The 24,601-nt window shown below is 69.7% G+C and carries 22 protein-coding genes and 1 pseudogene; 16 read left to right on the top strand and 7 right to left on the bottom strand.

The genetic code is table 11. The features are described 5' to 3' along the window. Position 1 precedes the first annotated feature (1 nt). From AVR91_RS13865 to AVR91_RS13855, 3 genes are read left to right on the top strand one after another with little or no spacing between them, the layout of a single operon-like run. Complete coding sequence (locus AVR91_RS13865; protein WP_063271202.1) at positions 2–943, top strand: ABC transporter permease; 942 nt, start codon at positions 2–4, stop codon at positions 941–943. Further along, a complete protein-coding gene (locus AVR91_RS13860; RefSeq protein ID WP_063271203.1) occupies positions 937–1,722 on the top strand; it encodes an ABC transporter permease in 786 nt (261 codons plus the stop codon). Before AVR91_RS13865 ends, AVR91_RS13860 begins: the two co-directional genes overlap by 7 nt. After that, positions 1,719–3,059: an ABC transporter ATP-binding protein gene (locus AVR91_RS13855; RefSeq protein WP_063271204.1), complete on the top strand. Its 1,341-nt coding sequence runs from the start codon at positions 1,719–1,721 to the stop codon at positions 3,057–3,059. The genes AVR91_RS13860 and AVR91_RS13855 overlap by 4 nt, the downstream gene beginning before the upstream one ends. Before the next feature lie 9 nt (positions 3,060–3,068). Here the strand turns inward: AVR91_RS13855 and AVR91_RS13850 are convergent, their stop codons facing one another. Beyond that, entirely contained in the window at positions 3,069–4,700 is a 1,632-nt protein-coding gene (locus AVR91_RS13850; RefSeq protein ID WP_063271205.1) for a purine-cytosine permease family protein, read from the bottom strand. 654 nt (positions 4,701–5,354) lie between these two features. Here AVR91_RS13850 and AVR91_RS13845 point away from each other — a divergent pair. After that, a pseudogene (locus AVR91_RS13845) lies at positions 5,355–6,027 on the top strand (AfsR/SARP family transcriptional regulator); the annotation flags it as partial. A gap of 357 nt (positions 6,028–6,384) precedes the next feature. Here AVR91_RS13845 and AVR91_RS13840 read toward each other — a convergent pair. Both AVR91_RS13840 and AVR91_RS13835 read right to left on the bottom strand, forming a co-directional pair. Then, a complete protein-coding gene (locus tag AVR91_RS13840; protein WP_063271208.1) occupies positions 6,385–7,128 on the bottom strand; it encodes a DJ-1/PfpI family protein in 744 nt (247 codons plus the stop codon). Positions 7,129–7,146: 18 nt separating this feature from the next. Further along, positions 7,147–8,109 carry a GlxA family transcriptional regulator gene (locus tag AVR91_RS13835; RefSeq protein WP_063271209.1) on the bottom strand — a complete coding sequence of 321 codons (963 nt, stop codon included), beginning with the start codon at positions 8,107–8,109 and terminating at the stop codon, positions 7,147–7,149. A gap of 104 nt (positions 8,110–8,213) precedes the next feature. On the opposite strand from AVR91_RS13835, the gene AVR91_RS13830 reads away from it, so the two are divergent. Next, on the top strand, positions 8,214–9,182 hold the full coding sequence (locus AVR91_RS13830) for a nuclear transport factor 2 family protein (protein ID WP_063271210.1): 969 nt from the start codon (positions 8,214–8,216) through the stop codon (positions 9,180–9,182). Positions 9,183–9,224: 42 nt separating this feature from the next. Here AVR91_RS13830 and AVR91_RS13825 read toward each other — a convergent pair whose 3' ends face one another. Both AVR91_RS13825 and AVR91_RS13820 read right to left on the bottom strand, forming a co-directional pair. Next, on the bottom strand, positions 9,225–9,842 hold the full coding sequence (locus AVR91_RS13825; RefSeq protein WP_228709195.1) for a hypothetical protein: 618 nt from the start codon (positions 9,840–9,842) through the stop codon (positions 9,225–9,227). Between the two features lie 50 nt (positions 9,843–9,892). Continuing rightward, positions 9,893–10,375 (bottom strand): hypothetical protein, encoded by a 483-nt coding sequence (locus AVR91_RS13820; protein ID WP_063271212.1) that lies wholly within the window; start codon positions 10,373–10,375, stop codon positions 9,893–9,895. A 64-nt stretch (positions 10,376–10,439) separates the two neighbouring features. On the opposite strand from AVR91_RS13820, the gene AVR91_RS13815 reads away from it, so the two are divergent. The 3 genes from AVR91_RS13815 to AVR91_RS13805 all read left to right on the top strand — a co-directional run bounded on the left by AVR91_RS13815 (position 10,440) and on the right by AVR91_RS13805 (position 12,627). After that, on the top strand, positions 10,440–11,255 hold the full coding sequence (locus tag AVR91_RS13815) for a class I SAM-dependent methyltransferase (RefSeq protein WP_063271213.1): 816 nt from the start codon (positions 10,440–10,442) through the stop codon (positions 11,253–11,255). Positions 11,256–11,359: 104 nt separating this feature from the next. Beyond that, entirely contained in the window at positions 11,360–12,133 is a 774-nt protein-coding gene (locus AVR91_RS13810; protein WP_063271214.1) for a hypothetical protein, read from the top strand. A gap of 146 nt (positions 12,134–12,279) precedes the next feature. Continuing rightward, a complete protein-coding gene (locus tag AVR91_RS13805; RefSeq protein ID WP_063271215.1) occupies positions 12,280–12,627 on the top strand; it encodes a hypothetical protein in 348 nt (115 codons plus the stop codon). A gap of 110 nt (positions 12,628–12,737) precedes the next feature. Here the strand turns inward: AVR91_RS13805 and AVR91_RS13800 are convergent, their stop codons facing one another. Further along, positions 12,738–13,775 carry an LLM class flavin-dependent oxidoreductase gene (locus AVR91_RS13800; protein WP_063271216.1) on the bottom strand — a complete coding sequence of 346 codons (1,038 nt, stop codon included), beginning with the start codon at positions 13,773–13,775 and terminating at the stop codon, positions 12,738–12,740. A gap of 69 nt (positions 13,776–13,844) precedes the next feature. Between AVR91_RS13800 and AVR91_RS13795 the strand changes: the two genes are divergently transcribed. From AVR91_RS13795 to AVR91_RS13760, 8 genes are all read left to right on the top strand, one after another. Then, on the top strand, positions 13,845–14,486 hold the full coding sequence (locus tag AVR91_RS13795; protein WP_063271217.1) for a LysE family translocator: 642 nt from the start codon (positions 13,845–13,847) through the stop codon (positions 14,484–14,486). Positions 14,487–14,519: 33 nt separating this feature from the next. After that, complete coding sequence (locus AVR91_RS13790) at positions 14,520–15,338, top strand: MBL fold metallo-hydrolase (protein ID WP_063271218.1); 819 nt, start codon at positions 14,520–14,522, stop codon at positions 15,336–15,338. A 57-nt stretch (positions 15,339–15,395) separates the two neighbouring features. Then, complete coding sequence (locus AVR91_RS13785; RefSeq protein ID WP_063271247.1) at positions 15,396–16,217, top strand: helix-turn-helix domain-containing protein; 822 nt, start codon at positions 15,396–15,398, stop codon at positions 16,215–16,217. A gap of 64 nt (positions 16,218–16,281) precedes the next feature. Continuing rightward, positions 16,282–16,878 carry a dihydrofolate reductase family protein gene (locus AVR91_RS13780; RefSeq protein ID WP_063271219.1) on the top strand — a complete coding sequence of 199 codons (597 nt, stop codon included), beginning with the start codon at positions 16,282–16,284 and terminating at the stop codon, positions 16,876–16,878. 99 nt (positions 16,879–16,977) lie between these two features. Next, on the top strand, positions 16,978–17,742 hold the full coding sequence (locus AVR91_RS13775; RefSeq protein ID WP_063271220.1) for a thioesterase II family protein: 765 nt from the start codon (positions 16,978–16,980) through the stop codon (positions 17,740–17,742). Between the two features lie 13 nt (positions 17,743–17,755). Next, a complete protein-coding gene (locus tag AVR91_RS13770; protein WP_063271221.1) occupies positions 17,756–17,965 on the top strand; it encodes a DUF5988 family protein in 210 nt (69 codons plus the stop codon). A gap of 16 nt (positions 17,966–17,981) precedes the next feature. After that, positions 17,982–19,412 carry a class I adenylate-forming enzyme family protein gene (locus AVR91_RS13765; protein WP_063271222.1) on the top strand — a complete coding sequence of 477 codons (1,431 nt, stop codon included), beginning with the start codon at positions 17,982–17,984 and terminating at the stop codon, positions 19,410–19,412. 4 nt (positions 19,413–19,416) lie between these two features. Further along, positions 19,417–20,340 carry an ACP S-malonyltransferase gene (locus tag AVR91_RS13760; protein ID WP_083737542.1) on the top strand — a complete coding sequence of 308 codons (924 nt, stop codon included), beginning with the start codon at positions 19,417–19,419 and terminating at the stop codon, positions 20,338–20,340. A gap of 211 nt (positions 20,341–20,551) precedes the next feature. Here the strand turns inward: AVR91_RS13760 and AVR91_RS13755 are convergent, their stop codons facing one another. Then, positions 20,552–24,595: an SDR family NAD(P)-dependent oxidoreductase gene (locus AVR91_RS13755; protein ID WP_228709213.1), complete on the bottom strand. Its 4,044-nt coding sequence runs from the start codon at positions 24,593–24,595 to the stop codon at positions 20,552–20,554. Positions 24,596–24,601: the final 6 nt, after the last annotated feature.

The following is a 24,601-nucleotide window of genomic DNA, read 5'->3' as shown; positions in this document are numbered from 1 at the left end:
CGTGCGGGGCCACGCCGTCCGACGGCTGGGTTTCGCCGTGGTGCAGGCGCTGTTCGTGCTGGTCGCGACGTTCGCCGTGACCGCGTTGCTGCCCGGCGACGCGGCCTCGGTCGTACTCGGCGAACAGGCCACCGACGAGCAGGTGGCGACCGTCCGCCATCAGCTCGGGCTCGACCAGCCGCTCCTCGACCGGTTCGGGAACTGGATTTCGGGCCTGGTCACCGGCGATCTCGGCCGGTCGCTCGTGACCGGTGCCCCGGTGGCCGACGAGATCGTCCGCCGTTTCGCCGCGACCGCGGTGCTCGCCGGGGTGACGCTGCTCGTGCTCGTTCCGCTCGCGCTGGTCGTCGGAGTGGTCTGCGGGCTGCGCGAAGGATCGCGGATCGACCGCGTGCTCACCGCGGTCACGCTGTTCCTGCATTCGATCCCCGAGTTCGTCCTCGGGCTGCTGCTGGTCGCGGGTTTCGCCGTGCACACCGGGCTGCTTCCGGCCACCGCGGCCGGAACGGACCTGACCACGCGGCCCGAAGTGCTGGTGTTGCCGGTGATCGTGCTGGTCGCCCGGCAGCTGTGCGACGTCGCCCGGCAGCTGCGGATCGGGATCGCCGAGCAGACCCGGGGGCCGGTGGCGGAGCATCTGCGCCTGCTCGGGCTGCCCGAACGCACCGTGGTGCTGCGGCATCTCCTGCCCGCCGCGGCCGCTCCCGCCGTGCAGCAGCTCGCCCGCGCCGTCGAAGGACTGCTGACCGGCACGGTGATCGTCGAATCCCTGTTCGCGATCACCGGGCTCGGCACGGGGTTCGTCGAGGCCGTGCAGAACCGGGACATCCCGCAGGTGCAGGGCTACGTGCTGGTGTTCGCCGGCGTGGTCGTGCTCGGGAACCTCGCCGCCGACCTGGTCGCCCACCGGCTGACCCCGCGCCGGGAGCTGATCACGTGGTGAGCCGGGCACTCGGGTGGTCGCTGCTCGCGGTACCGCTCCTGCTCGCGGTGGCCGGGCCGGTGCTCGCGGGCCCCGTGGTGTCGGTCGGCGCGCCCTGGCAGACGCCGGACGCCACGCATCCGCTCGGCACCGACGTCCTCGGCCGCGACGCGCTCACGGTGATCCTCGCGGGCGGGTTGCCCGTGATCGGGATGACCGTCGCCGCGCTCCTGCTCGCCTATCTGATCGGGGTTCCGCTCGGGCTCGTCGCGGCCGGGCGCGGGCGGCGGGCCGACGAAACCGTGATGCGCTCCCTCGATCTCGTGCTGGCCTTCCCGTCGCTGCTGGTGCTCATGGTGCTCGCCGCGACCGGGCACCGCGGGCCCGGCGTGCTCATCCCGGCCGTGGCCGTCCTCCAGGTACCGGCGATCACCCGCGTGGTGCGTGCCGCGGCACTGGCGCCCGGCTGCCGTACCGCCGTGGAAGCCCTGACGCTGCAAGGAAGATCCTGGTGGCGCATCCAGCTCGGATACGTCGCCCGGCACGTCACCGGCCCGGTCGCGACCGACGCCGGCACCAGGCTCGGCGTGGTGCTCTACCTGCTGGCGTCGGCGAACTTCCTCGGCCTCGGCCTGCCCGCCGACTCCCCGGACTGGGCCGTGGTCATCGAACGCAACAGCGAGGCCCTCTACAGCGCGCCCGCGGTGGTCCTCGTGCCCGCCGCGCTGCTGATGGCGTTGTGCGTCGGCACGAACCTCGTCACCGACCGGCTGCTCGCCGCCCGGCGGGTGATCGCGTGACCGTCCTGGAGATCACCGGTCTGTCCGCCCACGCCGGGGAAACCGTTCTGCTCGACGACGTCTCACTGTCCCTCGAACCGGGCCGCACGCTCGTCGTGCTCGGCGCGTCCGGCGCGGGGAAGACCACCCTGGGCCTCGCCGCGACCGGACGGGCGCGCCCGGGGATCACGCTGTCCGGTTCGGTCCGGACGGCCGGGGTCGTCGGCCATCTGCCGCAGCAGCCGTCGGCGGTGCTGGACCCGGTCCGCCGCTGCGGGCCGGTGCTGGCCGAACTCGCCGCGCTGCACCACCGTGGCCGCGCCGCGCGGCTCGCTGCGGCCCGCACCGCTTTGGCGGAGGCGGGACTGGAGCCGGAGCTGTGGCGCCGGTTCCCGCATCAGCTGTCCGGTGGGCAGCAGCAGCGCATGGCGCTGGCCACCTCCCTCGTGACCCGGCCTCGCCTGCTCGTGCTCGACGAGCCGACCAGTGGTCTCGACGAGGCGAACAGGGCCGTGCTCACCGCCAGGCTCGCGGAGCTTTCCCGCTCCGGCACGGCGTTGCTGGTCCTGACCCACGACCTCACGCTGGCCCGTGCCCTGGACGGCGACGTCGCCGAACTCCGCGACCACCGTCTGCTGCCGTGCGAGGCCGTTCCCGACCACGCGCGCCTCGACGAACCCGCGCCCGCGTCGCCGACGTCGCCGGTGCTCGTCGTTCGCGGACTCACGGTGCGCGCCGGACGGACGCCCCTCGTCGAGGACGTCGATCTGGCGCTGGCGGCGGGCAGCCGCACCATGCTCACCGGCGTCTCGGGAGCGGGCAAGACGACGCTCGGCCGCGCACTCGCCGGGTTGACCCCGCCGGCCGCGGGCACGATCGAAGTCGACGGCGTGCGGCTCCCCCGCCTCGCCCGTCGCCGCGATCGCGCGCAACTGAGGGCCGTCCAATACGTCCACCAGGACAGCCGCGCGTCCTTCGACGAGTTCCGCGGGGTGCTCGACCAGGTCGCCGACACCGCCCGGCTTCTTCGCGGACTCGGGCGCGAAGAAGCCCGGCTCGAAGCGACGGAAATCCTGGATGCCCTCGGCGTCGACCCGGCCGACCGCCGTCCCGGCCGGTTCTCGGGCGGCCAGCTCCAGCGGTGTGCCGTGGCCCGCGCGCTCCTGGCCCGTCCCAGGGTCCTCGTCTGCGACGAGCCGACGTCCGCCCTCGACGCGGCCAACCGCGCCCGGCTCTGGGACTTCGTGACCGCGACGGCGCTCCGGCACGGCATCGCGCTGCTCGTGATCAGTCACGACACCGCGGCGGCCCCGTTCGTCGACGGCACGTTGACCATGTCCGGTGGACGTCTCGCGTGAGCCCTTCGATCACGGCCGGGCGGGAAGGATGTGGCGTCCTTCGCGGTCCGTGCTCAGGCACAACGAGCAGATCGTCCCGCCGATCGCGGACGCCGTCATGTCGGGGCGCTCATAGGCCTCTCCGCAGACCTCGCAGTCGTAGTGGGTGCCGCTCGGATTGCCGTCTGCGTCCAGGATCGGCTCGGTGATGCCGTCATCGGTGCAGCGCAGGTAGAAGCGCCCCCGGGTGAGGACGGCCATCAGCGGGGTCAGCACGATCGCGACCACCACCGCGACCAACGGGGAGTACGGCCGGGGGCCGGCGCCGAAGAGTCCGAAGTAGACGGAGATGGACAGGAGGGAGGAGCCGAGGAACGCGACGACACCGACCGGGTTGACCGCGAACAGCATGCCGCGCCGGAACTCCGGCTGTTTCGGCGAGAGCCCGAGCACGAACTTGTTGATCGCGATGTCGGTGGCGACGGTGACCACCCACGCCATCGCGCAGTTCGAGTAGAAACTCAAGATGCCGTTGAGGAAGCTGAACATGTCCGCCTCCATCAGGATCAGCGCGATGGCCAGGTTCACCAGCACGAACACCAGCCTGCCCGGATAGCGTTTCGTTATCCGGGTGAAGGAGTTCGTCCACGCCAGCGACCCGGAATAGGCGTTGGTGACGTTGATCTTGACCTGGCTGAGCACCACCAGGACCAACGCCAGCGGAACCACCAGCCACGACGGCATCACTTCGGTGAACACCCCGGTGAACTGCTCGATCGGCTCGACGGCCGCTGCCTTCCCGACCGCGTCGAGGATGTAGACCGCCATGAACACGCCGATCGCCTGCTTGATCGCGCCGAAGAACACCCATCCCGGCCCGGCCAGCACCATCGAGGTCCACCAGGCGCGCCGGTTCTCCGCCGTGCGCGGCGGCATGAAACGCAGATAGTCGACCTGCTCCCCGATCTGCCCCATGAGCGAAAGACACACTCCGGCGCCGAGCATGATCGCGGCCGTGCTCAGCCCGGCGCCGCCCTCGCCCTCGTAGGACAGCCACCGCTGGACCGAACCTGGATCCTTCACGACGAGGAACGCCAGCGGGGCCACCATCAGCAGCAGCCACAGCGGATTCGTCCAGCTCTGCAGCTTCGCCAGTACCTTCATGCCGTAGACGACCAGCGGGATGATCACCAGGGTGGACACGAGGTAGCCGAGCCACAGCGGCAGCGATATCGCGTACTTCAGGCCCTGCGCCATGATCGAGCCTTCGAGCGCGAAGAAGATGAAGGTGAAGCTGGCGAAGATGACGCTGGTGAGCACCGAACCGTAGTAGCCGAAACCGGAACCACGGGTGATCAGGTCGAGGTCGATGTTGTACCGGGCGGCGTAGTAGGCCAGCGGGAACCCGGTCACGAAGATGATCACCGCCGCCAGGGCGATCGCCAGCAGCGCGTTGCCCGTGCCGTGGGTCAGGCCGATTCCGGCGCCGATCGAGAAGTCCGCCATGTAGGCGATCCCGCCCAACGCGGAAGCGCCGACCACCGCCGGTGTCCAGCGACGGTACGTCCTCGGCGCGAATCGGAGGGTGTAGTCCTCGAGGGTTTCCTTGGTCGCGCCGAGGCCGGCGGGCGCGGCACGGGTCTCCGATTCTTCGATGGTCATGACCGAGGTCTCCTCCAGGGCACCGGGGACGGGAGCCAGAAGGTACGAACGCCTCGTTTCCGCCCGTCCGCCCGGTTGTGACGGGCGGGTTTCCGTGTGTTGCCGGATGTCCGCGTGGCCGTTAACAAGGCGGGCAGGGCGAAGGCGGCGTGTTGCGAAAGCCACTTTCGCAACGTTGGAGGTTGGGAAAGTGCCTTTCGCAACGTCAGCGGCCACGGCCGCCCTAGAGCGACAACCCTAGAGGGCGAAATGTCTGATTGACACCTAGCTGCACGGTTTCCCAGTCATGGCGACCTTCAGGAAGTGTCCACAAGGGACATTCCGCGCCGGCCAGGTGTCCAGTTCATGCCTGTATAAGAGATTTCAGAGGGGGTCGCGAGTGATAAAGGCGGTTATTGAGGGGTAAGGCAAAGGTGGCGTGTCGCGAAAGCCACTTTCGGGACGTCTGATGTCCCGAAAGTGGCTTTCGCGACATCAGTGCGGCCGGGTCCCGTCACGAGTCGTCCGCCTGGACACGCGTGTCGTCATGCGGTCACGCGAAACCGCCCGGCCGCAGGTAGCTGAGACGCGGTTGGTTCTATCGACCAGTAGGGCGAAGGTGGCGCATTTCTTGAGGGATAGGCCGCGCGTGTCGTGTTCGTGGGCGGGCCGGCGATGGTCGAGCGCGAGTGGGCCAGAATCGACGGCGTGCAGTTCGCCATCCTCGGGCCGGTCGAAGCCCGCCGCCCCGACGGGACACCCGTCGCGCTCGGCGGGCCGCAGCTGCGTGGTCTGCTCGCCCTCCTCGCGCTCGACGCCGGGCGGGTCGTCGGCGCCGACCGGCTGATCGACGGCCTGCACGGCGACCATCCGCCCGAGGGCGCCGCCGAAGCCCTGCAGTCCCAGGTCTCCCGGCTCCGGCGGCGGCTGAAGGACGGCGGCGCGCCCGATGGGCTCATCGAATTCACCCCCGCCGGATACCGGCTGGCCGTCGACCCGCAAGCTGTCGACCTCCACCGTTTCGAACGCCTCACCGCCCAGGCGCGGGAGACCGCCGAGGCGGACACGAAGCTCGCGCTCTTCACCGAAGCCCTGGCGCTGTGGCGAGGGCCGGCCCTCGACGGGCTCGCCGACCCGCCGCGCGGCGGCCCGGCTCGCCGCCATCGAGGACCGCGTCGAGGCCGAGCTTTCCCTGGCACAGCACGAAAAGCTCGTCGCCGAGCTCCGTGAGCTCGCGCGGGAGCACCCGCTGCGGGAACGGCTCACCGCCCAGCTCGTGCGCGCCCTGCACGGCAGCGGCCGGTCCGCCGAGGCGCTCGCCGTGTTCGCCGAGGCCCGCGGCCGCCTCGCCGAAGAGCTGGGCGCCGACCCGTCGGCGGAACTCGCCGATGCGCACGCCGCCGTCTTGCGAGGTTCACCGGCCCGCCCGGTTCCCGTGCCGCTCACGGGTTTCGTCGACCGCGGCGAACTCGGCCGGCTCGTCGCCGCGCTCGGGACCACGCGGCTCGTCACGCTCACGGGGCCCGGCGGAGCGGGCAAGACACGGCTCGCCGTCGAGGCGACTGACCGGCAGGACGGCGAAGTCTGTTTCGTCGAACTCGCCACGGCGACCGAGGTCGCGCCCGCCGTCCTCGCCGTGCTGGGACTGCGCGAACGCCTTGGTACTGAAGGATTACGCCGGGCACCCGGTCTCGGACGGTCCCCGCTAGACCTGCGACTCGGCAAGCAGTTTCAGCGCGAGCGCCTTGAGTTCCGGGCTCGCCGCCGCGGCGTCGCCCGAGTCGAACGGCGGCTGCGGGTCGTACTCGACGGCGAGCTGAATCCCGCGGGCGATCTCTTCACCGGCCAAAAGGGACGCGAGATGGAAGGCGAGGTCGATCCCGGCGGACACCCCCGCCGCGGTGACGACCTTGCCGACCTGGACGTAGCGCTCGGGCACGTAGCGGACGCCGAAGGTCTTCTCCAGATAGTCCGCCGAAGCCCAGTACGTGGTGGCGCGCTCGCGGAGCAGCCCGGCCGCGCCGAGGATCAAGGATCCCGTACACACCGACGTGGTCCAGGTCGTGTGCCGATGAATACGGCGGATCCAGTCGAGCAGGACCGGGTTCTCCATGGCCGCCACCGTGCCGCGGTTGCCCGCGCCCGGAACCAGCAACACGTCCAGGCGGTGCACCTCCGCCACCGAGCGTTCCGCCAGCACCGCGACGTCACGGGTGTCCGTGCGCACCGGGCCGCGTTCCTGGGCGATCATCGTCACCGTGGCGCCGGGCAACCGGGCCAGCACCTCGGCCGGCCCCGTCGGATCCAGCAGGCTGAACCCGTCGTAGAGCAGGATGCCGATCTTCGGTCCTTTGGTCTCCGCCTGAGCCGTGCCGGTGCCGAGGCCGAAGGCGGCGGCCGCCGCGACTCCGGCCAATACCGTCCTGCGGGTGGTCTTCGCACTGTCCATGGCGCGATTCTGGGGAGCTCAGGCGCCGATCGGGCGTGGCATGTCCTTCATCCTGCGAAGTGTGTCCCCGGTGATCCCGTAGTACTGGCGGAACGCCGTCCGCAGGGTCTCCGGCGAGGCGAACCCGCATCGCCGCGCGACCGCGGCCAGTGGCAACGCGGTGGACCGCACCAGCTGTGCGGCGGCTTCGGTCCGCGCCGTCCGCACGGTCCGGGCCGGGGTGCTGCCCAGCTGCGCGGTGAACAGCCGGTTGAGGTGCCGCGTGGTGACCCCGGCGCGGGCCGCCAGCGCCGACGGGCTCAGGTCTTCGGCGAGATGCGCGGCGATGTACCCCAAGAGGTCGCGCACGACCCGGTTGCCCGGCGGCGGGACGGCCAGGAACGTGCTGATCTGCGCCTGGTCACCCGGGCGGTGCAGATAGGTCACCAATTCGCGGGCGACCTCGCGGGCCAGCGTCGGACCGCAGTCGTCCTCGATCAGCGCGAGCGTGAGATCCAGCGCGCTGATGACCCCGGCCGAGGTGAACACGTTGCCGTCGCGGATGTAGAGCGGGGCCGGATCCACCGTCACCGCGGGGAACGTGGCGGCGAGCAATTCGCCGTATCCCCAATGCGTCGTGGCCCGCCGGTCGTCGAGCAGCCCGGCGGCCGCCAGCACGAAGGCGCCCGTGCACACCGAGGCGATCCGCCTGCTCCGTCCGGCCAGGCGCCGCACCTGCGTCAGCAGGCGCTCGTCCGCCGCGGCCGCGCCCGTTCCCGCGCCGCCGACCACGAGCACCGTGTCCACCCGCCCCGACACCTCGGCGAGCCGCCGGGCACCCGCGAGCATGATCCCCGACGAACTCCGTGTCGTCCGCCCCTGAACCGTCGCCAGCTCGACGACATACGGTGGCGCGGCACCGTGCGAGTTCGCGATCTCCAGTGCCCCGCTGGGACAGGCCACGTCCAGGATCTGCGCGTCGTCGAACGCGACGATCACCACCCGGCGCGCCGCTTCCTTCTCAACCCCCACACGGAGAATCTACCCGCGGACCGCTTACCTCGGACGTAATCGACAGGGCCCCCCGTCTCGATGATCCTTTGGCCATGAAGGTTTCACGACTCTTGCCCGCCCTCGCGGCGGCCGTTCTGTCCTTTGTCGTTCTCGCGGCTCCTGCGACCGCCGGATCCCTCGACCGGCCCGCGAACGTGGAGCGGTTCATGGACGCCTACCGCGCCTGGGGAAGGAACGCCCAGGATGTCGACGCGTACATGAACCTGTTCGTCCAGGACGGGACGGCGCGCTTGTGGGACAGCGGGCTCGAAACGCCGCGGGACTGGGCGGGAATCAGAAGCCAGATCGAGGGCGTGCTGCGATTGGTCCCGGACTACGTCTTCGTACCGGAGACCGTCACCTCCGACCCCGACGGGAGGGTCGTGTTCATCGAGGCGCTGAACACCGGAACCGTCAAGGGGAAACCGGTCTCCTTCAAGACGATGCACCGGCTCGTCCTCGGCGATCCCGCCGCGGGCAAGGATCCGTCCCGGGTGCAGGACGGCAGGCGGTTCTGGGACCAGGTCGACATGTTCCGCCCGGTCGAGGATCCGGCGAACCCGCTGCGGAACCTCTTCGAAGGGATCACCGCGTCGGCGACCGACCCGGCCCCGGCGGTCCCGTTGCCGCCGCGGATCCGGCAACTGGCGTGGAACCGGGAAGCGGCGGGGATCTTGGTCGCCGGGGTGGACGGGACGGCGACCCTGCTGGGTCCCGGCCTGACCGAACCGATCTCCGGCCGCCGCGCGATGACCGGATACCTGGACCGGTTGTTCGGCGCCGTCCGTGACCTCGCGCTGGAGCAGCACGCCACCGTGTCCACGGACGGCACCGAATACCGGGAGTGGATCGGCACCGCGGTGGCGCTGGGCGGCGCCGACCCGCGCACTATCTCCTTCAGCCTGGTCGATCGGATGGTGCAGACGCCGACCGGCACGGCCTGGTCGCTGCATTTCGACACGCTGGACCTGATCGCTTCGGTCCAGACGGTGAAGGAACTGCGTGCCCGGATTTTCGGCTAGCTGTCAGGGGTGGTCGGCCGGCGCGGTCCATGCATGAGGACTTCACCGCGTCGGCTCGGCCGTCCAAGCACTTCCGGCGCCCGTTCGGGTCACGCTGCCGCCCGGCGGCAGGTCGAGGACGTCGATCAGGGTCCGGTCTTCGTCGATGGCGTGGTGCAGGTGCCCGACCTTGCCGGTGCCGCCGTCCGCGTCGGAAGCACCGGCGAGTTGCCACATCCCGTCGTCGGCGTCGTGCCGCACAAGCAGAATCGGCTCGCGGCGCTCGAACACCTCGAGGGTCTGGACGCACAGGGTGCCCAGAAGCCAGTGCCGCATCCACCACGCCCGCCGATCGCGTCGCATGACCTCGTCGGCGACCGCCCAGACGAACGGCAGGTCCTCGTGGGCACGTGCCTCGTCCGCGGTCAGGTCCGGACCGCCCTGCGGTACCCGTTCGAACGGGTCACCGGTCAATGAGAACGCATGTCCGCCCTCGTGCGGGAAGATGACGGCGTGGAAGGTCCCACCGCCGGGGTTGCCCGCGCCGATCCCGATCGACAGGCGAGCGGCGTGCGGATCCGCGCCGGTGGTCCATCCGAACGCGTACGAGGCCAGTTCACCCCGCGGCCCGACGAACTCCCCGAACGCACGCCGGTCCGTCCCCTCGGCGGTGTCCGTCACTACCAACGCACCCTCGTGCACTTGAACATCCACGCCCGCAAGGTACCCGCTCACAGCGGTGCGGCCAGCAACACGACCCGGTCGTGCTCCGGATCGAACCCGAGGACCGCATGGTCCGGGCTTCCGCCTTCCGGCGTCATGAGAACCGGCTTTCCCAGCTCGCGCCCGATGTCGGTGAGGAACCCGCACAAGATGTCGACCCCGGCCTGTCCCGGTAGCTCCCGCAGGTCGACGTCGAAGTCGATCTCCTCGGCCGTCGTGAGACGGAAGATCGCGAGCACACCTGGAACCGGACAGACCCGTAGCTCCACCAGTTCGGCATCGGGCCCGCGAAGGAGCCCTTCGGCCGCCGAGGACAAGGGCAGCGTCAGGCCACCCTGCCGGAATTCCCGCTGCCAACCGCGCGCCTCGACCAGATCGAACACCCTCTGCCAGTCCTCCGCGGAGGTATCCGGAACGAACACGTCGGGAAACGCACCCATCAGATCAGGGTCGAAGAAGCTCCTGACCTCGTCCCACCGAAGATCCGCCATGCGGCCATTGTCCCGGCCGGATATTCCGGTGCGCCACCGAAAAACGGACCGTAGCATTCGCCCGGTGACGGAACTACCGCGCGAGATCGTCCGGCATTATCGATCGACCGATGAGGGAGCACGACTCACCGAGCCGTCCGGCCGTCTCGAGTTCGTACGGACCCAGGAGATCGTGCGACGGCATCTGCCGACCGGCGGCCTGCGCGTGCTCGATGTCGGCGGTGCCACCGGAACACACGCCGCCTGGCTCGCCGCGGACGGCCATCAGGTGACGTTGTTCGACATCGTCCCGGAGCATGTCGCCGCTGCGCGGCAACTCGCCGACAGGACACCGGGAATGACCGTGGCGTTGGCTGACGCCCGGAGGTTGCCGGTGCCGGACGGCAGCTTCGACGCCGCGCTCCTGCTCGGTCCCCTCTATCACCTGACCGACCGCGATGATCGGCTCGCGGCATTGCGTGAAGCCGGTCGCGCCGTCCGCCCGGGCGGATGGATATTCGTCGCGGCGATCTCGCGCTTCGCGTCGCTGTTCGACGGCCTGGCCCGTGGTTTCCTTTTCGACCCGGAATTCCAGCGGATTGTGAGCGCCGATTTGGCTTCCGGTCAGCACCACAACGACGGCGACCATCCCCATTGGTTCACCACCGGTTACTTCCACCATCCCGGCGAATTGCGTCAGGAATGTCTCGATGCGGGGCTCAGCCTGCTCGACGTGGTGGGTGTCGAAGGACTCGCGGGCTGGCTGCCGCAGCTCACCGACCGGTGGGACCACCCGGCGGACCTCGACGTTGTTCTCCGCTTCACCAGAGCCGTCGAGAACGAACCCTCATTGCTCGGGTTGAGCAGTCATTTGATCGCGATCACCCGGACGCCGACCTGATCCGGCTTCATGTAACAGCTCCCCCAAACGCGACGAGCTGCATGCAAGGTTCTCCTACGAAGGGGGCAGTGATGCGGCGACGGCGCTCACGAACGGCCTCTTTCGTGGTCGCCCTGGCGACCACTCGGACCACCGCGGGTTGCGACGACGAACCCGGGCAACGCGCCGACCCCGGCTGCCCCGATGCCACGACCGGAAGCCGAGTTCCGTTGTCGATGATCGAAGGGCCGCCGCGAGACTTGTCCCAGCTGGTCATGTGCACCAACGCACGCGGAACGGCGGTCTTCGTCGGAAACGACACCAAAGTCGTCTGGCTGGTGCGGACGACCCCGAACGTCATGGCCGATCGCCACGGCGGCGTCCCCACGGACGTGCAACTCTTTCGCATGTGGAGAGCGAAGAAGCCGTTATACGGAACGCCGCTCGAACCCGGTACCTCGTTGACCGTTCCCTTGCCTCCGGCACAGGTGACACTCCAGATCGACGTCGTACTTCAACACCAGTGGGCGACGTTCGACATGCTGGGAAAAACGTTCTCGGCCGCCGGTGAAAACCTTCCCGAGTTGGTCAAGAACGACAAGTACAAGAACGCCGTGCGAAGTTGTCTCGAAGCCAGCACACGAATCGCCGGCCACGCCGCGGCGGCACGGTACGACACGGAGAAGTGGATCGATTCCCTTGGCTTGCTCAGCGGCGGGGCCACTTGTGCCGCAGACCTCAAGCTCGCGGAGGACGAGCGGCAGCTCAAGGCCTGGCGCGAAGGTCGACGGCCGTTGCCGACGCTGAAGCCGTCGACCTTCGCGCAAAACGCGAGATCGGTCTCGTCAGAATTCGACGACGTCCTCAAAGCGGTCGGCCGGATACTCGCCAAGAGCTGAGCCAGCGCCCGGCTCCGCTGCCAGCGCTTTTGCGGCCTCCCGCAAAAGCGTCGCGCTCCCCTGCCCGGAGCAGGAAGGCTTCTCCTCCAAGCGGCACTACTCGGGGGAGCAACCAGGTCACCTCCGAGCGGGACGAGAGGCAGAACATGATCATGAAGTACGGTATCGCCCTCGCGGGTATCACCGCCGCGCTCTCCCTCTCCCTCATCGGCCCGGCAAGCGCATCGGCCGCGACGCCCGTTTCGACAACAGGCACCGCCGCGGCATGCAACGTTCAGCACGGGCAGTGGTACACGAAGGACAACTGGCGCAAGGTCGACGTCTACAACGAATGCTCCACCGGAAAGTACGTCTGTGTCGACATCCCCAACTGGCCGGATTGGGGCCCCAGCTTGGTGCCCGGGCGCACGAGCAAGACACTTGTCTACGGCTGGGCCTTCAGCGTCCCCACAGGACGCGGCCTCCACTACGCCAAGAACTCAAGCGACTGCTGACAATCGTGTCGTCGCTCCACGGCGAGCGCCGAGGCTGAGGGGACAGCCGTACTGACGTTGTCCCCTGACCCTCGCCGGTGAAGGCAGCCGGATCAATAACCCGCTGCTGGTCAGGCAGGTGCACTGTTGATCAATCCGGCGATCACGGCCATCTCCTCCAGCGGGTCGACCACCGGCTGGATCACGATCTCGCCGACACCGGCTTCGGCCAAGGCGGCGATGCGGGAGCGGAGGTGGTCGGTGGTCCCGACCAGGGTCAGGCTGTCCATCAGCGACGGGGTGATCAGGTCCCGGTCCGCCGTCGCGATGCGTTCGAGGTAGCCGGGGTAGAGCTTGGTGTACCGGTCCGGCGCGGTGGCCGTGGTGCCACGCCGCTCGAGCAGGCGGCGGACGGCGTCGCGTTCCTCGGCGCCGAGTCCACCTGCGGCCGAAGGGGTGTCGGCGGCGAAGGCCAGCAACGACAACACGACGTGGCCCACCGCGTCCCGGGCCGAGTCGCCGTAGGGGTCGGCGCCGTCGTCGAGGACGTGTAGCGCGGTCATCAGGTACGAGCCGGCCCGGGGCGTGTCTCCGCGAGCCGCGTGCAAGGCCCGCCAGCCCGCGGGATCGAGAAGTCCGAAAGAGACGAGGCCGGCATCCCGGCGGCCGGCGATCGCGGCGGCTTTCGGTCCCAGCGCGGCCACCACGAATTCGATCGGATCGGCGGTGTTCACCGCCTGCCCGGCATGCAGGAACCGAACGTCGCGCACCCTGTCGTCCTCGCGGTACTCGACCGGGTGCCCGGCGCAGAGCCCTTGGAGCGCGGCGGTGAACGCCTCCAGCTCGGCCGTCGTGGTCGGCGGCATTCCCAGGGTGCGCCGGGCGGTGTTCCCCGTGCCGACACCGCAGACGATCCGGCCCGGCGCCAGCGCGTTGAGGCTGGCGAATCCGCTCGCCGCGGCCGGCGCCGACCGCAACGCCGGTGACGTCACCCCGATACCGAGCTTGATGCGGCTGGTCACCCGCGCACACGAGCTCAGCGCCACGAACGGATCACCGTGGACCATCGGTGTGTCGTACACCCAGAAGCTGCTGAACCCGAGCTCCTCGGCCCGCACGGCCAACTCCGCCACACCGGGACGAGCCGCGACCACGATTCCGGTCCGCACAGGACTCCCCCTTCCACCCGTGGATCCGAGCTTGCCAGAGATCGTCCCTGAATCGGTTACCGTGGCCTCATGCCCTCGCCTGATCGCCTCGCCGCTTTCGCGCTCGCGTCGTTCGTCCTGATCCTCATCCCGGGCCCCGCCGTGCTGTTCGCGATCAGCCGTGCCCTGGCGTACGGCCGCCGGACCGCGCTGATGACCGTGATCGGCGGCGCGCTCGGCAGCTTCGTCGCCGCCACGGCCGTCGCCATCGGGGTAGGGGCCATCATCCAGGCCTCCGCCGTGATCTACACCGTGATCAAGTTCGCCGGTGCCGCGTACCTGATCTACCTCGGTGTCCAGGCGATCCGGCACCGCCGGGCGCTGCGGGAGGCCTTCGAGGCACAAGCGGCCCCGATCAGCGGCGGGCGCACGCTGCTGCAGGGCTTCATCGTCGGCGTCACCAACCCGAAGACGGTGGTGTTCTTCGCGGCGATCCTGCCCCAGTTCGTCGACCCCTCCGTCGGACAGGCCGGCCTTCAGATGGTGGTCCTCGGCGCGGTGTTCTCCGTGATCGCCCTGGCGATGGATTCCGTCTGGGGTGTGGCGGCGGGAGCGGTCCGGTCCTGGTTCGCCCGCTCGGCACGGCGCTTGGACCTGGTCGGCGGAGCGGCCGGCCTCACCATGGTCGGGCTCGGCGTCGGCCTGGCCGTCAGCGGCCGCAAGGAGTCTTGACCTCCAGCGAACTGGAGATTCCATGCTGGACGCATGACGATCTGGATCTGTGGGACCTGCGGCGTCGAGCACCCCGACACCGCCGCACCTCCGGCCGGGATCTGCCGGATCTGCGCGGACGAACGCCAGTACGTCCGCGCCTCCGGCCAGTCCTGGACCACCGCGGAAGAGCTCGCCGCGGATCCGCACAAGCTGGTCCACGAGCAGCCGGAGCCGGGCATCCACCGCCTGCACCGCGAGCCGGAGTTCTCGATCGGCCAATGGACTTACGTCGTCCGGACGGATCAAGGCAATCTGCTGTGGGACCCGCCGAACGCCCTCGACGAGCCCCTGCTCGACAAGATCGCCGAACTCGGCGGGGCGGCGGCGATCGTGGCGAGCCATCCTCATATGTACGGCTCGCAGGTGAGCCTGAGCCATCACCTCGGGAACGTTCCGGTCCTCGTGCATTCCGCCGACCGGGCGTGGGTGCGGCGGGAGGACCCGGTGATCCGCGAATGGCGTGGTACCGAAGAGATCCTGCCCGGCGTCACGCTCGTCGAAGCGGGCGGCCACTTCCCCGGTGCGGCGGTCGCCCACGTCGCCGCGAACGGCGGCTCGCTGCTCGTCGGCGACACCATCGTGCCGGTCGCCGCCGCGGGCTGGGTGACCTTCATGCGCAGCTATCCCAACCAGATCCCGCTCTCGGCCGGCCTGGTCGAGCGGCTCGTGGGCCGGCTGGAGCCCTACGAGTTCGACCGGCTCTACGCGCTGACAGGCGCCACTCTGCAGGCCGATGCGAAGGCCGCCGTACGGCGCTCGGCCGAGCGCTACGTCGCGTGGGTCAGCGGCGCGAACGACCATCTCGGCTGAACGAATGCGATCCCGGCGGACGTCGGCGATGCTGTACGCGTGGAGTACGTGTCCCGAGTGCCGCGTCCGCCGCTGGACGGGCTGATCGACGACCTCTACTACCTGGAGGGAGCGCCGCCGTACGCCCGGCTGACGCTGCCTCCGTCGCCGTCGGCGTTGCTCATCGTCAACCTCGGTGACCCGTTCCGCATCCGCGCCGGCGCCGACATCGAGACGGCCGCGTACGCCGACGGCTGCGTGATCACCATGCCCACCCGGGCGTACGAGTTCAGCTACCCGCACCGGACCACGTCCGTCGGCGTGCACTTCAAGCCGTGGGGGCCGTCGTCGTTCCTGACGATGCCCGCAGCCGAACTGTGCGACCGGCCGGTGACGCTGGAGCAGGTTTGGGAGCGGCCCGCCGTCGCCGGGCTGCGAGACCGGCTGGCTTCGGCGCCCGGCCCGCACGAGATGCTGGCACTGCTGGAGGAGGAGTTGACGCGACGGCTGCGCGAGACCTCCGGCCTGGAGCTGGTCCGCCATACGAGCGGCGTCATCGCGGCGACCGGGGGAACCGCGGCGATCGGCGACCTGAGCGCGGCGGCCGGGGTCAGCGGCACCCATCTGGCACAGCGGTTCAAGGAACTCGTCGGCGTCACGCCGAAACGGCTGGCCCGCACCCACCGCTTCACCGCCACCGTGTTCGGGATCGACCCCACCGGACCGATCGACTGGGGTGAGCTCGCCAGCCACGCCGGCTACTTCGACCAGGCCCACTTCGGCCACGAGTTCCGGGCGTTCACCGGGCTCACGCCGACCCGGTACCTCGAAGTCAGGCGGCGTTTCCTGCTCGAACACCCCGGCCACGTGCTCGACGGCTGGCCACTGCCCGTCGATTGATTTCTTACAAGCGCGGCGGCCCGCGGCAGGCTAGTTTCGGCACCCTCGAAGCAGAGGAGGGCCCGTGGGCAAGGTGGTCATGTACAGCTCGGTGTCGGTCGACGGCTTCATCGCCGACGACAACGACCGGCCGGGACCGCTGTTCGACTGGTTGACCAGCGGTGACGTCCCGTTGGACGACAGCGGTGTGCTCAAGGTGTCGCGCACGTCCTACGACCACACGCGGCCGTACTGGGACCGGATCGGGGTGACGATCGCCGGTCGCCGTGTCTTCGACCTGACGGACGGCTGGGACGGGAAGCCGCCGAGCGGGATCGACCACGTGATCGTCGTGACGCACCGGCCCGCACCCGAAGGCTGGGACCCCGACGCGCCGTTCCACTTCGTCGACGGCGTCGAGGCGGCCGTCGCCAAGGCGCGGGAGCTCGCGGGTGACCGCGTCGTCGAGGTCTCGGCCGGCGACGTCGGTGGCCAGGCACTCGCCGCGGGCCTGGTCGACGAGGTGCGCATGGACGTCGTACCCGTCGTGTTCGGCTCCGGCAGGCGTTTCTTCGGGTCGGTCCGCACTCAGCACCTGCTGGAGGACCCTGACGTGGCGATTCGGGGCGACCGGGTGCTTCACCTGACCTATCGGGTGCGCCGCGACCAGGAGGCGCGATAGGGGCCACGCCGGGTAGGTAGGGGTTGTCCGCCCGCACCGGCCGCCCGCACGCTCGGTGGGACGGGCGATCCGCCCGTCGCCGACGCAGGAGGTGGCCGGGTGGCGGACAACGACGAAGGACTCTGGGTACGCAGGTTCCATCCCGCGGACGACGCGCCCTACCGGGTCGTCTGTTTCCCGCACGCCGGGGGTTCCGCGAGCTATTTCTTCCCGGTCTCACGCACGTTGAGCCCCGCCGCCGACGTACTCGCGATCCAGTACCCCGGACGCCAGGACCGGCGTCACGAACCGGGGCTCGCCACGATCGCCGAACTCGCCGACGGTGCCACCGAGGCGCTCCTGCCGTGGCTGGACCGGCCGACCGTCCTTTTCGGACACAGCATGGGCGCGACCCTCGGCTTCGAGGTCGCCCGCCGGCTCGAAGCCGCCGATGTGCGGCCGCACGCGTTGTTCGTCTCCGGCCGCGTGGCGCCCAGCCGCGCTCGCGACGAGACGGTCCACCGGCGCGACGACGCGGGACTCGTCGCCGCGGTCAAGGAACTCGGCGGCACCGACGCCCAGATCTTCGAGGACGAAGCGATCCTGGAAATGGTGCTGCCCTCGATCCGGACGGACTACACCGCCGCGGAGACCTATCGATACACACCGGGGCCCCTGTTGCGGGCCCCGATTCACGCCCATCTCGGCGAAAACGACCCGAAGGCGACCGTCGGCGAAGTCCGCGACTGGTCCGCGCACACGTCCGGGCGGTTCACCCTGACCACGTATCCCGGCGGGCATTTCTACCTGAACACCCACGCCCCGGCCGTGATCCGGGCCATCTCGGCCGCCTTGCGGCCGTCCGACCTCCATATCACCCAGTGAAAGGAGCCCTTCCGTGGTGCACATCAGAATCGATCCCACGGGATCCCGCGCGCGGTCGGCGGATCTGGAGTCCTATCAGAAGGTCGAAGACCTCACCCAGGACGTGAAGATCTGCGTCGACGGAGGCTACGAGCACTTCTCCCACGCCGGGGAGTTCCAAAAGGACGGTCACGAGGTCGTCGCCGTCTTCCGGTGGTCTGGCCGCACCAAGATCGCCGAGTGAGAGAAAGGGGAATCCCATGTCCGCGAGACTCTTCGCCCTCGATTCCTTGCAGACGTTCGACGAGCTCGAACACAGCGCGCTGGGGGTGGCGGAGTCCCTCCGGGAGCGCGGCGTGACACCCTCGACCAGGGTGATGCTGAAGGCCGGGAATTCGGCCGCCTACGTGACCACGCTGCTGGCCCTGATGCATGTCGGTGCGAGCATCGTCCTCGTCGACCAGCAGGAGAACGCCGCCGAAACCCAGCGGGTCTGCAACCAGGCCGGGGTCAAGATCAGCCTGGTCGACGAGGACGCGCCGTTGGTCACCGACGGCCCGCACACCCTGCTCTACGAACTGCTCGTCTCCGGGGCGTCGCAGGCCACCCGTGATCCGGAGCTGCGGGTGGGCCCGTGGTGCGAGCTGCCGGACGGGCTGATCATGTACTCGTCCGGGTCGACCGGAGTGCCCAAGGGCGTGGTCAAGAACGGCGGGCGGTTCCTCAAGAACCTTCAGCGCAACGCCGACCAGGTCGGCCACCACTCGGGCGACGTCCTGATGCCGATGCTGCCGTTTTCCCATCAGTACGGCTTGTCGATGGTGCTGATCGCGTGGCTGGTGCGCTGTTCGCTCGTGGTGGCGCCGTACCGGCGGATCGACCGGGCGCTGCGGATGGCGGGCCAGTGCGGGGTGACCGTGACCGACGGCACGCCGTCGACCTACCAGAGCATCCTCAACATCGTGAAGCGCAATCCCCGCTACGGCCTCGATCTGGCTGGGGTGCGGATGTTCTGCAGTGGCGCCGCTCCCCTGGGCTCGACGCTCAGCGAAGACTACGTCGCCTGGTTCGGCCTCCCGTTGCTGGACAGCTACGGCAGCACGGAACTGGGCAACCTCGCGTTCGCGACGCCGGAGAACCCGGTCGGCTGTGGCCGCGCACTCCCCGGGCACGAACTGCGGATCCTCGACGACGAAGGAAATCCGCTGCCCGCCGGGCAGACCGGCGAGATCGTGATGCACTGCCCCGACATGATGGCGGGTTACCTCGCCGCGGACGGCTCCCTGGAGCCGGCGGAGCAGGGCTGGCGGCACACCGGCGACTTCGGCTACCTGGACGAGAACGACAACCTGTTCGTGGTGGGCCGCAAGTTCGCCGTGCACCGCAAGGGACACACGCTCTATCCGGAGATCATCGAGCACAAGGTCACCGAAGCGCTGTGCCCGGTCAAGATCATCGCGCTGCCGGACGAACGGCGCGGCTGTCAGCTGGCGTTCTTCGTCGAAGATCCGCTCGGTCACGACGGCAGGCACTGGCGTACGCGCATCGCCGAGGTACTGCCGGAATTCGAGCGGCCGGACCGCATCCGGGTCGTCGACAGTTTTCCACTGAACCGCAACGGAAAACCCGACAAGAAGCGGATGACGGAACTGGCACTGGCCGAATCGACCACATCGCCGAAAGCCGGCTGAGAACGTGACCGACGAACGCACCGCCCTGGTCTTCCCGGGCATGGCCCCCACGAGAAGCGGGGACGTGAGCCGGTTCCTGATGATCAACCGGAAGGCACGGGAACGGCTCGCCACGGCCGAGGACGTCCTCGGCCGTCGGTTGCTCGGCCCCGCCCGCGAAGACGGCGATGTGTACGACGAGGCCGCGCAGGTCGTCTTCATGCTGACGTGTCTTTCCCTCGCGGAGTGGGCCGAAGATGCCTTCGGGGTGAAACCCGAGCTATGCGCCGGTCCCAGTTTCGGCCAGAAGGCGCTGACCGCGTATACGGGCGTGCTGCCGTTCGAGGAGACCGTCCGGCTCACCGCGGAGCTCTCGCGGTGTGAGGTGTCCTACTTCGAAAGCGACTATTCCGACGTCGTGACCCACTGTTTCGTCCGGACTCCGGAAGAGGGTTTCGCCGAGGTCCTGGCTGAGTTGAAGGACGAGTTCCACGACGTGTCGGGCGTCATCGACAAGGGCTTCTACCTGCTTTCGGTGCGGGAGAAGGATTTGGAGCGGGTGAAGGCACGGGTCCGGGCGATCGGCGGCTACTCGATGCACACCATGCGCCCGCCCGTGCACTCCACTTTCTTCGGTGGTTTGCGACGGCGGGCCGAGGAGGAAGTGCTGTCCGGCTTCACTCTTCGCGACCCCGAACTTCCGGTGGTCGCGGATCAGGACGGTGCGCTCCTGGACTCGGCGGCGGGGGTGCGCCGGATGCTGCTCGACACCTTCGACCGGCCGATCGACTGGCCGTCGATGGTCGCGACCTTGCGGGAGCAGGGGGTGACGTCCTTGTGCTTCGCCGGGCCGGACAATCTCTTCCACCGGGTGGACAGCACGGTGGCGAACTTCGAGGTGCGGACGGTGACGCCGGGGATGGCTTTGAAGCCGCGGAGCCGCGCTTAAGGGCGGGCGTGGGCGCGGCAGGTTTCAGTACATGATGGCCCCCTTCCTTGCGCCTGGCGCAAGGAAGGGGGCCATCATGTACTGAAGGTGCGGGTGAGCGACACAAGCGCGTGACTACTGGTGCGTATGTGGCGACCCACCGGTCCGTGAAGGCCTCCTTGAGGGACTCTGGGTCCCTCAAGGAGGCCTTCACGGACCACAGCGAGACCCGCTACCCCAGCCGCCCCAGCCACTCCCGGACGGCCTCGGCGGTCGTCCCGGCATGCCGCTCCAGCATCGTGAAGTGATCCCCCTCGACGTCCACCGTGTCGTGCGGCAAAGCCCAGCCGGACCGCCATTCGGCCCGGTCACGCCACGCTTCCAGCGGCTCCGACGCCCGCACCAGCAAAGTCGGCACATCGGTCGGCGCGGGCACGTAGTCGGCGAACAGGCGCAGGTAGGCGCCCATGGCGGTGAGCCGCGTGTCGTCCCCGAGGCCGCCGGTGAGCCGGTCGCGGATGCCGTCCAGCGCGTGTTCGTCCTGCGGGTAGACGTCGATCAGCACGAGCGCGCGCGGCGCGGAGCCCGCTTCCTCAAGGTGCCGAGCCAGCGCGTGGGCGAGCGGGCCGCCCGACGAGTGGGCCACCAGGACCACCTGATCACCACCTTCGCGGAGGATCGCGTCGGCCTGCGCGTGGAGGACCGCCTCGATCGAGTCCGGCAGCGGCTGACCGTGGCCGAAGCCGGGCACGGGAACGACGGAAACGTCCTGCACGTCCCGGAACGACGCCGCGAACCGCGCGTATTCGTGTGCGCCCGAGCCTGCCAGCAGGGAGGGTACGCAGACCAGTTCGGGGCCGGACGGGCCCTTCGCGAGCCGGACGGGTTGCAGGTTCTGTTCCCGCGCGGTTTCGACGGTGAACGACGGCCGGTAGCGCGACGCCTGCGCGGCCAGCGCGACGAACTGCGCGACCTCGTCGAGTTCGATCGCGCGGGCGAACATCGCGCCGAAGACGTCGGTGGCCGCGGGCGCCGGTTCGGCCTGGCCGGGAACCGCGAAGTCACCGGAGATCCGTTCCGCGACGGCGAGCGGCGTCGGGTGGTCGAAGACCAGCGACGGCGGGAGCCGCAGGCCGGTCGAGGCCGCCAGCCGGTTGCGCAGGTCGACGGCGGTGAGCGAGTCGAAGCCGAGTTCGAGGAACGCGACGCCGGCGTCGATGGCGTCGGCACCGTCGTGGCCGAGGACGGCCGCGACCTGACCGCGCACCAGTTCCAGGATCTCCGCGTCGCGGCCGTCCGCGTCGAGTCCGGCGAGCCGGGCGCGGAACGCGCCGCCGCCGTCGGGCGCGCGCCGGGCACGAGCGCGGACGAGCCCGCGCAGCAACGGCGGGACCTCCTCGGCGCGGAGCGCGGCGAGGTCGAGCCGCATGGGGACGGTCAGCGTCCGCCCGGTGGCGAGCGCGGCGTCCAGCAGGTCGAGACCCTCCTCTGTGGACAGTCCGGTTAACCCGGCCCTCGCCATCCGGTCGACGTCGGCGGAATCGGTCATGGCGCTGGTGGTCGCCCACAGGCCCCACGCCAGTGACGCCGCGGCGACGCCGTCCGCCCGGCGGCGTTCCACCAGCGCATCCACGAAAGCGTTGGCCGCGGCGTAGCCGGACTGTCCGGGATTTCCGAAGACCCCGGCCGCCGAGGAGAACATCACGAACGGCGCGGCATCGGGCAAGAGTTCGTGCAGGTTCACCGCGGCGTCCACCTTCGGCGCGAGCACCCGGTCGAGCCGTTCGGCGGTCTGCGCGGTGATCAGCCCGTCGTCGAGGACACCGGCGGCGTGCACGACACCGGTCACCGGCTGCGCGGCCAGCACCTGGCTCAGCGCTTCCCGATCGGCCGCGTCGCACGCGAGGATCCGGACCTCGGCACCCAGCCCGGTGAGTTCGTCCGCCAGTGCCGTCGCACCGGGCGCGGAAGCACCGGAACGGCTCAGCAGCACCAGCGAACGGACGCCGTGCGCCACCACCAGGTGTTTCGCGACGGCCGCGCCGAGGAGGCCGGTGCCGCCGGTGATCAGCACGACGTCGTCGTCGCTCCACGGCCGGGCCGGGCCGGGTTCCGGGACCCGGACGAGCCTCGGGACGAAGCTGACCCCGTCACGGACCACGACCTGCGCTTCCCCGGCGGGAAGCGCGGCCGGGACGTCACCGTCCACGAGCACGAACCGCCCGGGATGCTCGGACTGCGCCGAGCGCACGAGCCCCCACACCGCGGCCGTCACCGGATCCGGGCGTTCGGTCGCGATCCCACCTCGCGTTGCCACCACGAGCGGACCGTCCCCTGGCTCGTCGAGCCACGTCCGGACGCGTTCGAGCGCCGCACCCAGCACGGTGCGGAGCTCCCCGGATTCGCAGTGCCACACCGTCGCGTCGTGCGGCTCGGTAGCGCCCGCGGGCACCCAGTCCAGGCCGAACAGGGACTCGCGATACCCACCGAGACCGGACACGGACACCGGCCGCAGCAGCAGCCCGTCCACGTCGGCGACCGGCAGCCCCTCGGCGTCGGCGACGGTCAGCGCGACCCCGTCCGCCGCCGGCCGCAGCCGCACTCGCAGAGCCGTCGCGCCCCGCGACCACAGCCGGACCCCGGAGAACGCGAACGGAAGCCGGAGTCCGTCGCCGTCTTCGGGAAGCACACCCAGCGCGATCCCGTGGAGCGCGCCGTCCAGCAACGCGGGATGCAGGCCGAAGGCCGGAGCGTCGCCGGTCTGGGCTTCGGGCAAGTCGATCTCGGCGAAGACCTCGTTCTCGCGACGCCATGCGGCGCGGAGTCCTTGGAACGCCGGGCCGTATTCGAGGCCCGCATCCGCGAGTTCGTCGTACAGCGCCTCGACGCCGACGCGTTCCGCCCCGGCGGGCGGCCACTCCGCGAGCGGCGTGGGCACGCCGTCCGTTTCGGGCAGCAGGACACCGTTGGCGTGCCGGGTCCAGGGTTCGTCGCCGCGGCGGGAGTACACGCCGACTTCGCGACGGCCGTCGACGTCCGCGTCACCGAGTTCGACCGAGAGCCGGACGTCCGTGCCTTCTTCGAGCACGAGCGGAGCTTCGAGGGTCAATTCGTCGAGCAGCGCGCAGTCCACCGGGGCGCCGGCGCTCAGCGCGAGTTCCACGAAAGCGGTGCCGGGCACCAATACCGTCCCGGACACGGCGTGATCGGCGAGCCAGGGATGCGTCTCCAGCGAGATCCGGCCGGTGTACAGCAGCCCGCCGGTGCCGGGGACCGCGACGACGGCGCCGAGCAGCGGGTGGTCCACCACCGTCTGCCCGAACGCCGACGCGTCCCCGGCGGCAGTCCCGGCTTCGAGCCAAAACCGCTTACGCTGGAACGGATAAGTCGGCAGATCGACCCAGTCCGCCGTCGGCAGGATCGAAGACCAAGCCGGGCTCAGGCCGTGCACATGGGCTTCGGCCAGCGACGTGACGAACCGCTCCGCACCACCCTCACCCCGACGCAAACTCCCCAACGCCACAGCATCCTCGCTGATCCCAGGAACCAGCACCGGATGCGGACTCACCTCCACGAAGAACCGGAACCCGTCCTCCAGCAACCGATCCACCGTCCGAGCGAACTGCACCGTCCCCCGCAGATTCCGGAACCAATACCCAGCATCCAACTCCAGAGGCTCATCGGTCACCGTCGAATAAAACGGAATCACCGGCTCCTGCGGCGAAATACCCGCCAACGCCGACACCACATCCCGCTCGATCGCATCCACATGCGCCGAATGCGACGCGTAGTCCACCGGAATCCGCTTCGCCCGCACATCCAACAGCTCACACCGCTTGACCAGCGCCTCCAGACCCGCGATGTCACCCGACACCACCACCGCAGACGGCCCGTTCACCGCCGCCACCGACACACCCTCAGGCAACAACTCCCGAACACGATCCTCCGAAGCAGCAACCGACACCATGCCACCACGACCCGACAACGCCAAAATCGCCCTACTCCGCAAACACACAACCCGAGCAGCATCATCCAACGACAACGCACCAGCCACACACGCCGCCGCGATCTCACCCTGCGAATGACCCACCACCGCAGCAGGCTCCACCCCACACGCCCGCCACAAACGCGCCAACGACACCATCACCGCGAACAAAACAGGCTGCACCACATCAACCCGCCCCAACGCAGCCGCATCAGACAACACCTCCGACAACTTCCAATCCACAAAGGACGAAAGCGCCGCCTCACACTCAGCCATCGACTCCGCGAACACCGGAGC

This window comes from Amycolatopsis keratiniphila subsp. keratiniphila, from assembly GCF_001620365.2.
GTDB lineage: Bacteria > Actinomycetota > Actinomycetes > Mycobacteriales > Pseudonocardiaceae > Amycolatopsis > Amycolatopsis keratiniphila.
The sequence above is the reverse complement of the archived record's forward strand: the minus strand, read 5'-3'. Positions and strand labels throughout refer to the sequence as shown.

What these genes read in the sequence shown, in the direction of transcription:
- AVR91_RS13850 (WP_063271205.1), bottom strand. Translation starts at nt 4,700, where the DNA reads ATGACCATCGAAGAATCGGAGACCCGTGCCGCGCCCGCCGGCCTCGGC.
- AVR91_RS13840 (WP_063271208.1), bottom strand. Translation starts at nt 7,128, where the DNA reads ATGGACAGTGCGAAGACCACCCGCAGGACGGTATTGGCCGGAGTCGCG.
- AVR91_RS13830 (WP_063271210.1), top strand. Translation starts at nt 8,214, where the DNA reads ATGAAGGTTTCACGACTCTTGCCCGCCCTCGCGGCGGCCGTTCTGTCC.
- AVR91_RS13820 (WP_063271212.1), bottom strand. Translation starts at nt 10,375, where the DNA reads ATGGCGGATCTTCGGTGGGACGAGGTCAGGAGCTTCTTCGACCCTGAT.
- AVR91_RS13805 (WP_063271215.1), top strand. Translation starts at nt 12,280, where the DNA reads ATGATCATGAAGTACGGTATCGCCCTCGCGGGTATCACCGCCGCGCTC.
- AVR91_RS13795 (WP_063271217.1), top strand. Translation starts at nt 13,845, where the DNA reads ATGCCCTCGCCTGATCGCCTCGCCGCTTTCGCGCTCGCGTCGTTCGTC.
- AVR91_RS13790 (WP_063271218.1), top strand. Translation starts at nt 14,520, where the DNA reads ATGACGATCTGGATCTGTGGGACCTGCGGCGTCGAGCACCCCGACACC.
- AVR91_RS13765 (WP_063271222.1), top strand. Translation starts at nt 17,982, where the DNA reads ATGTCCGCGAGACTCTTCGCCCTCGATTCCTTGCAGACGTTCGACGAG.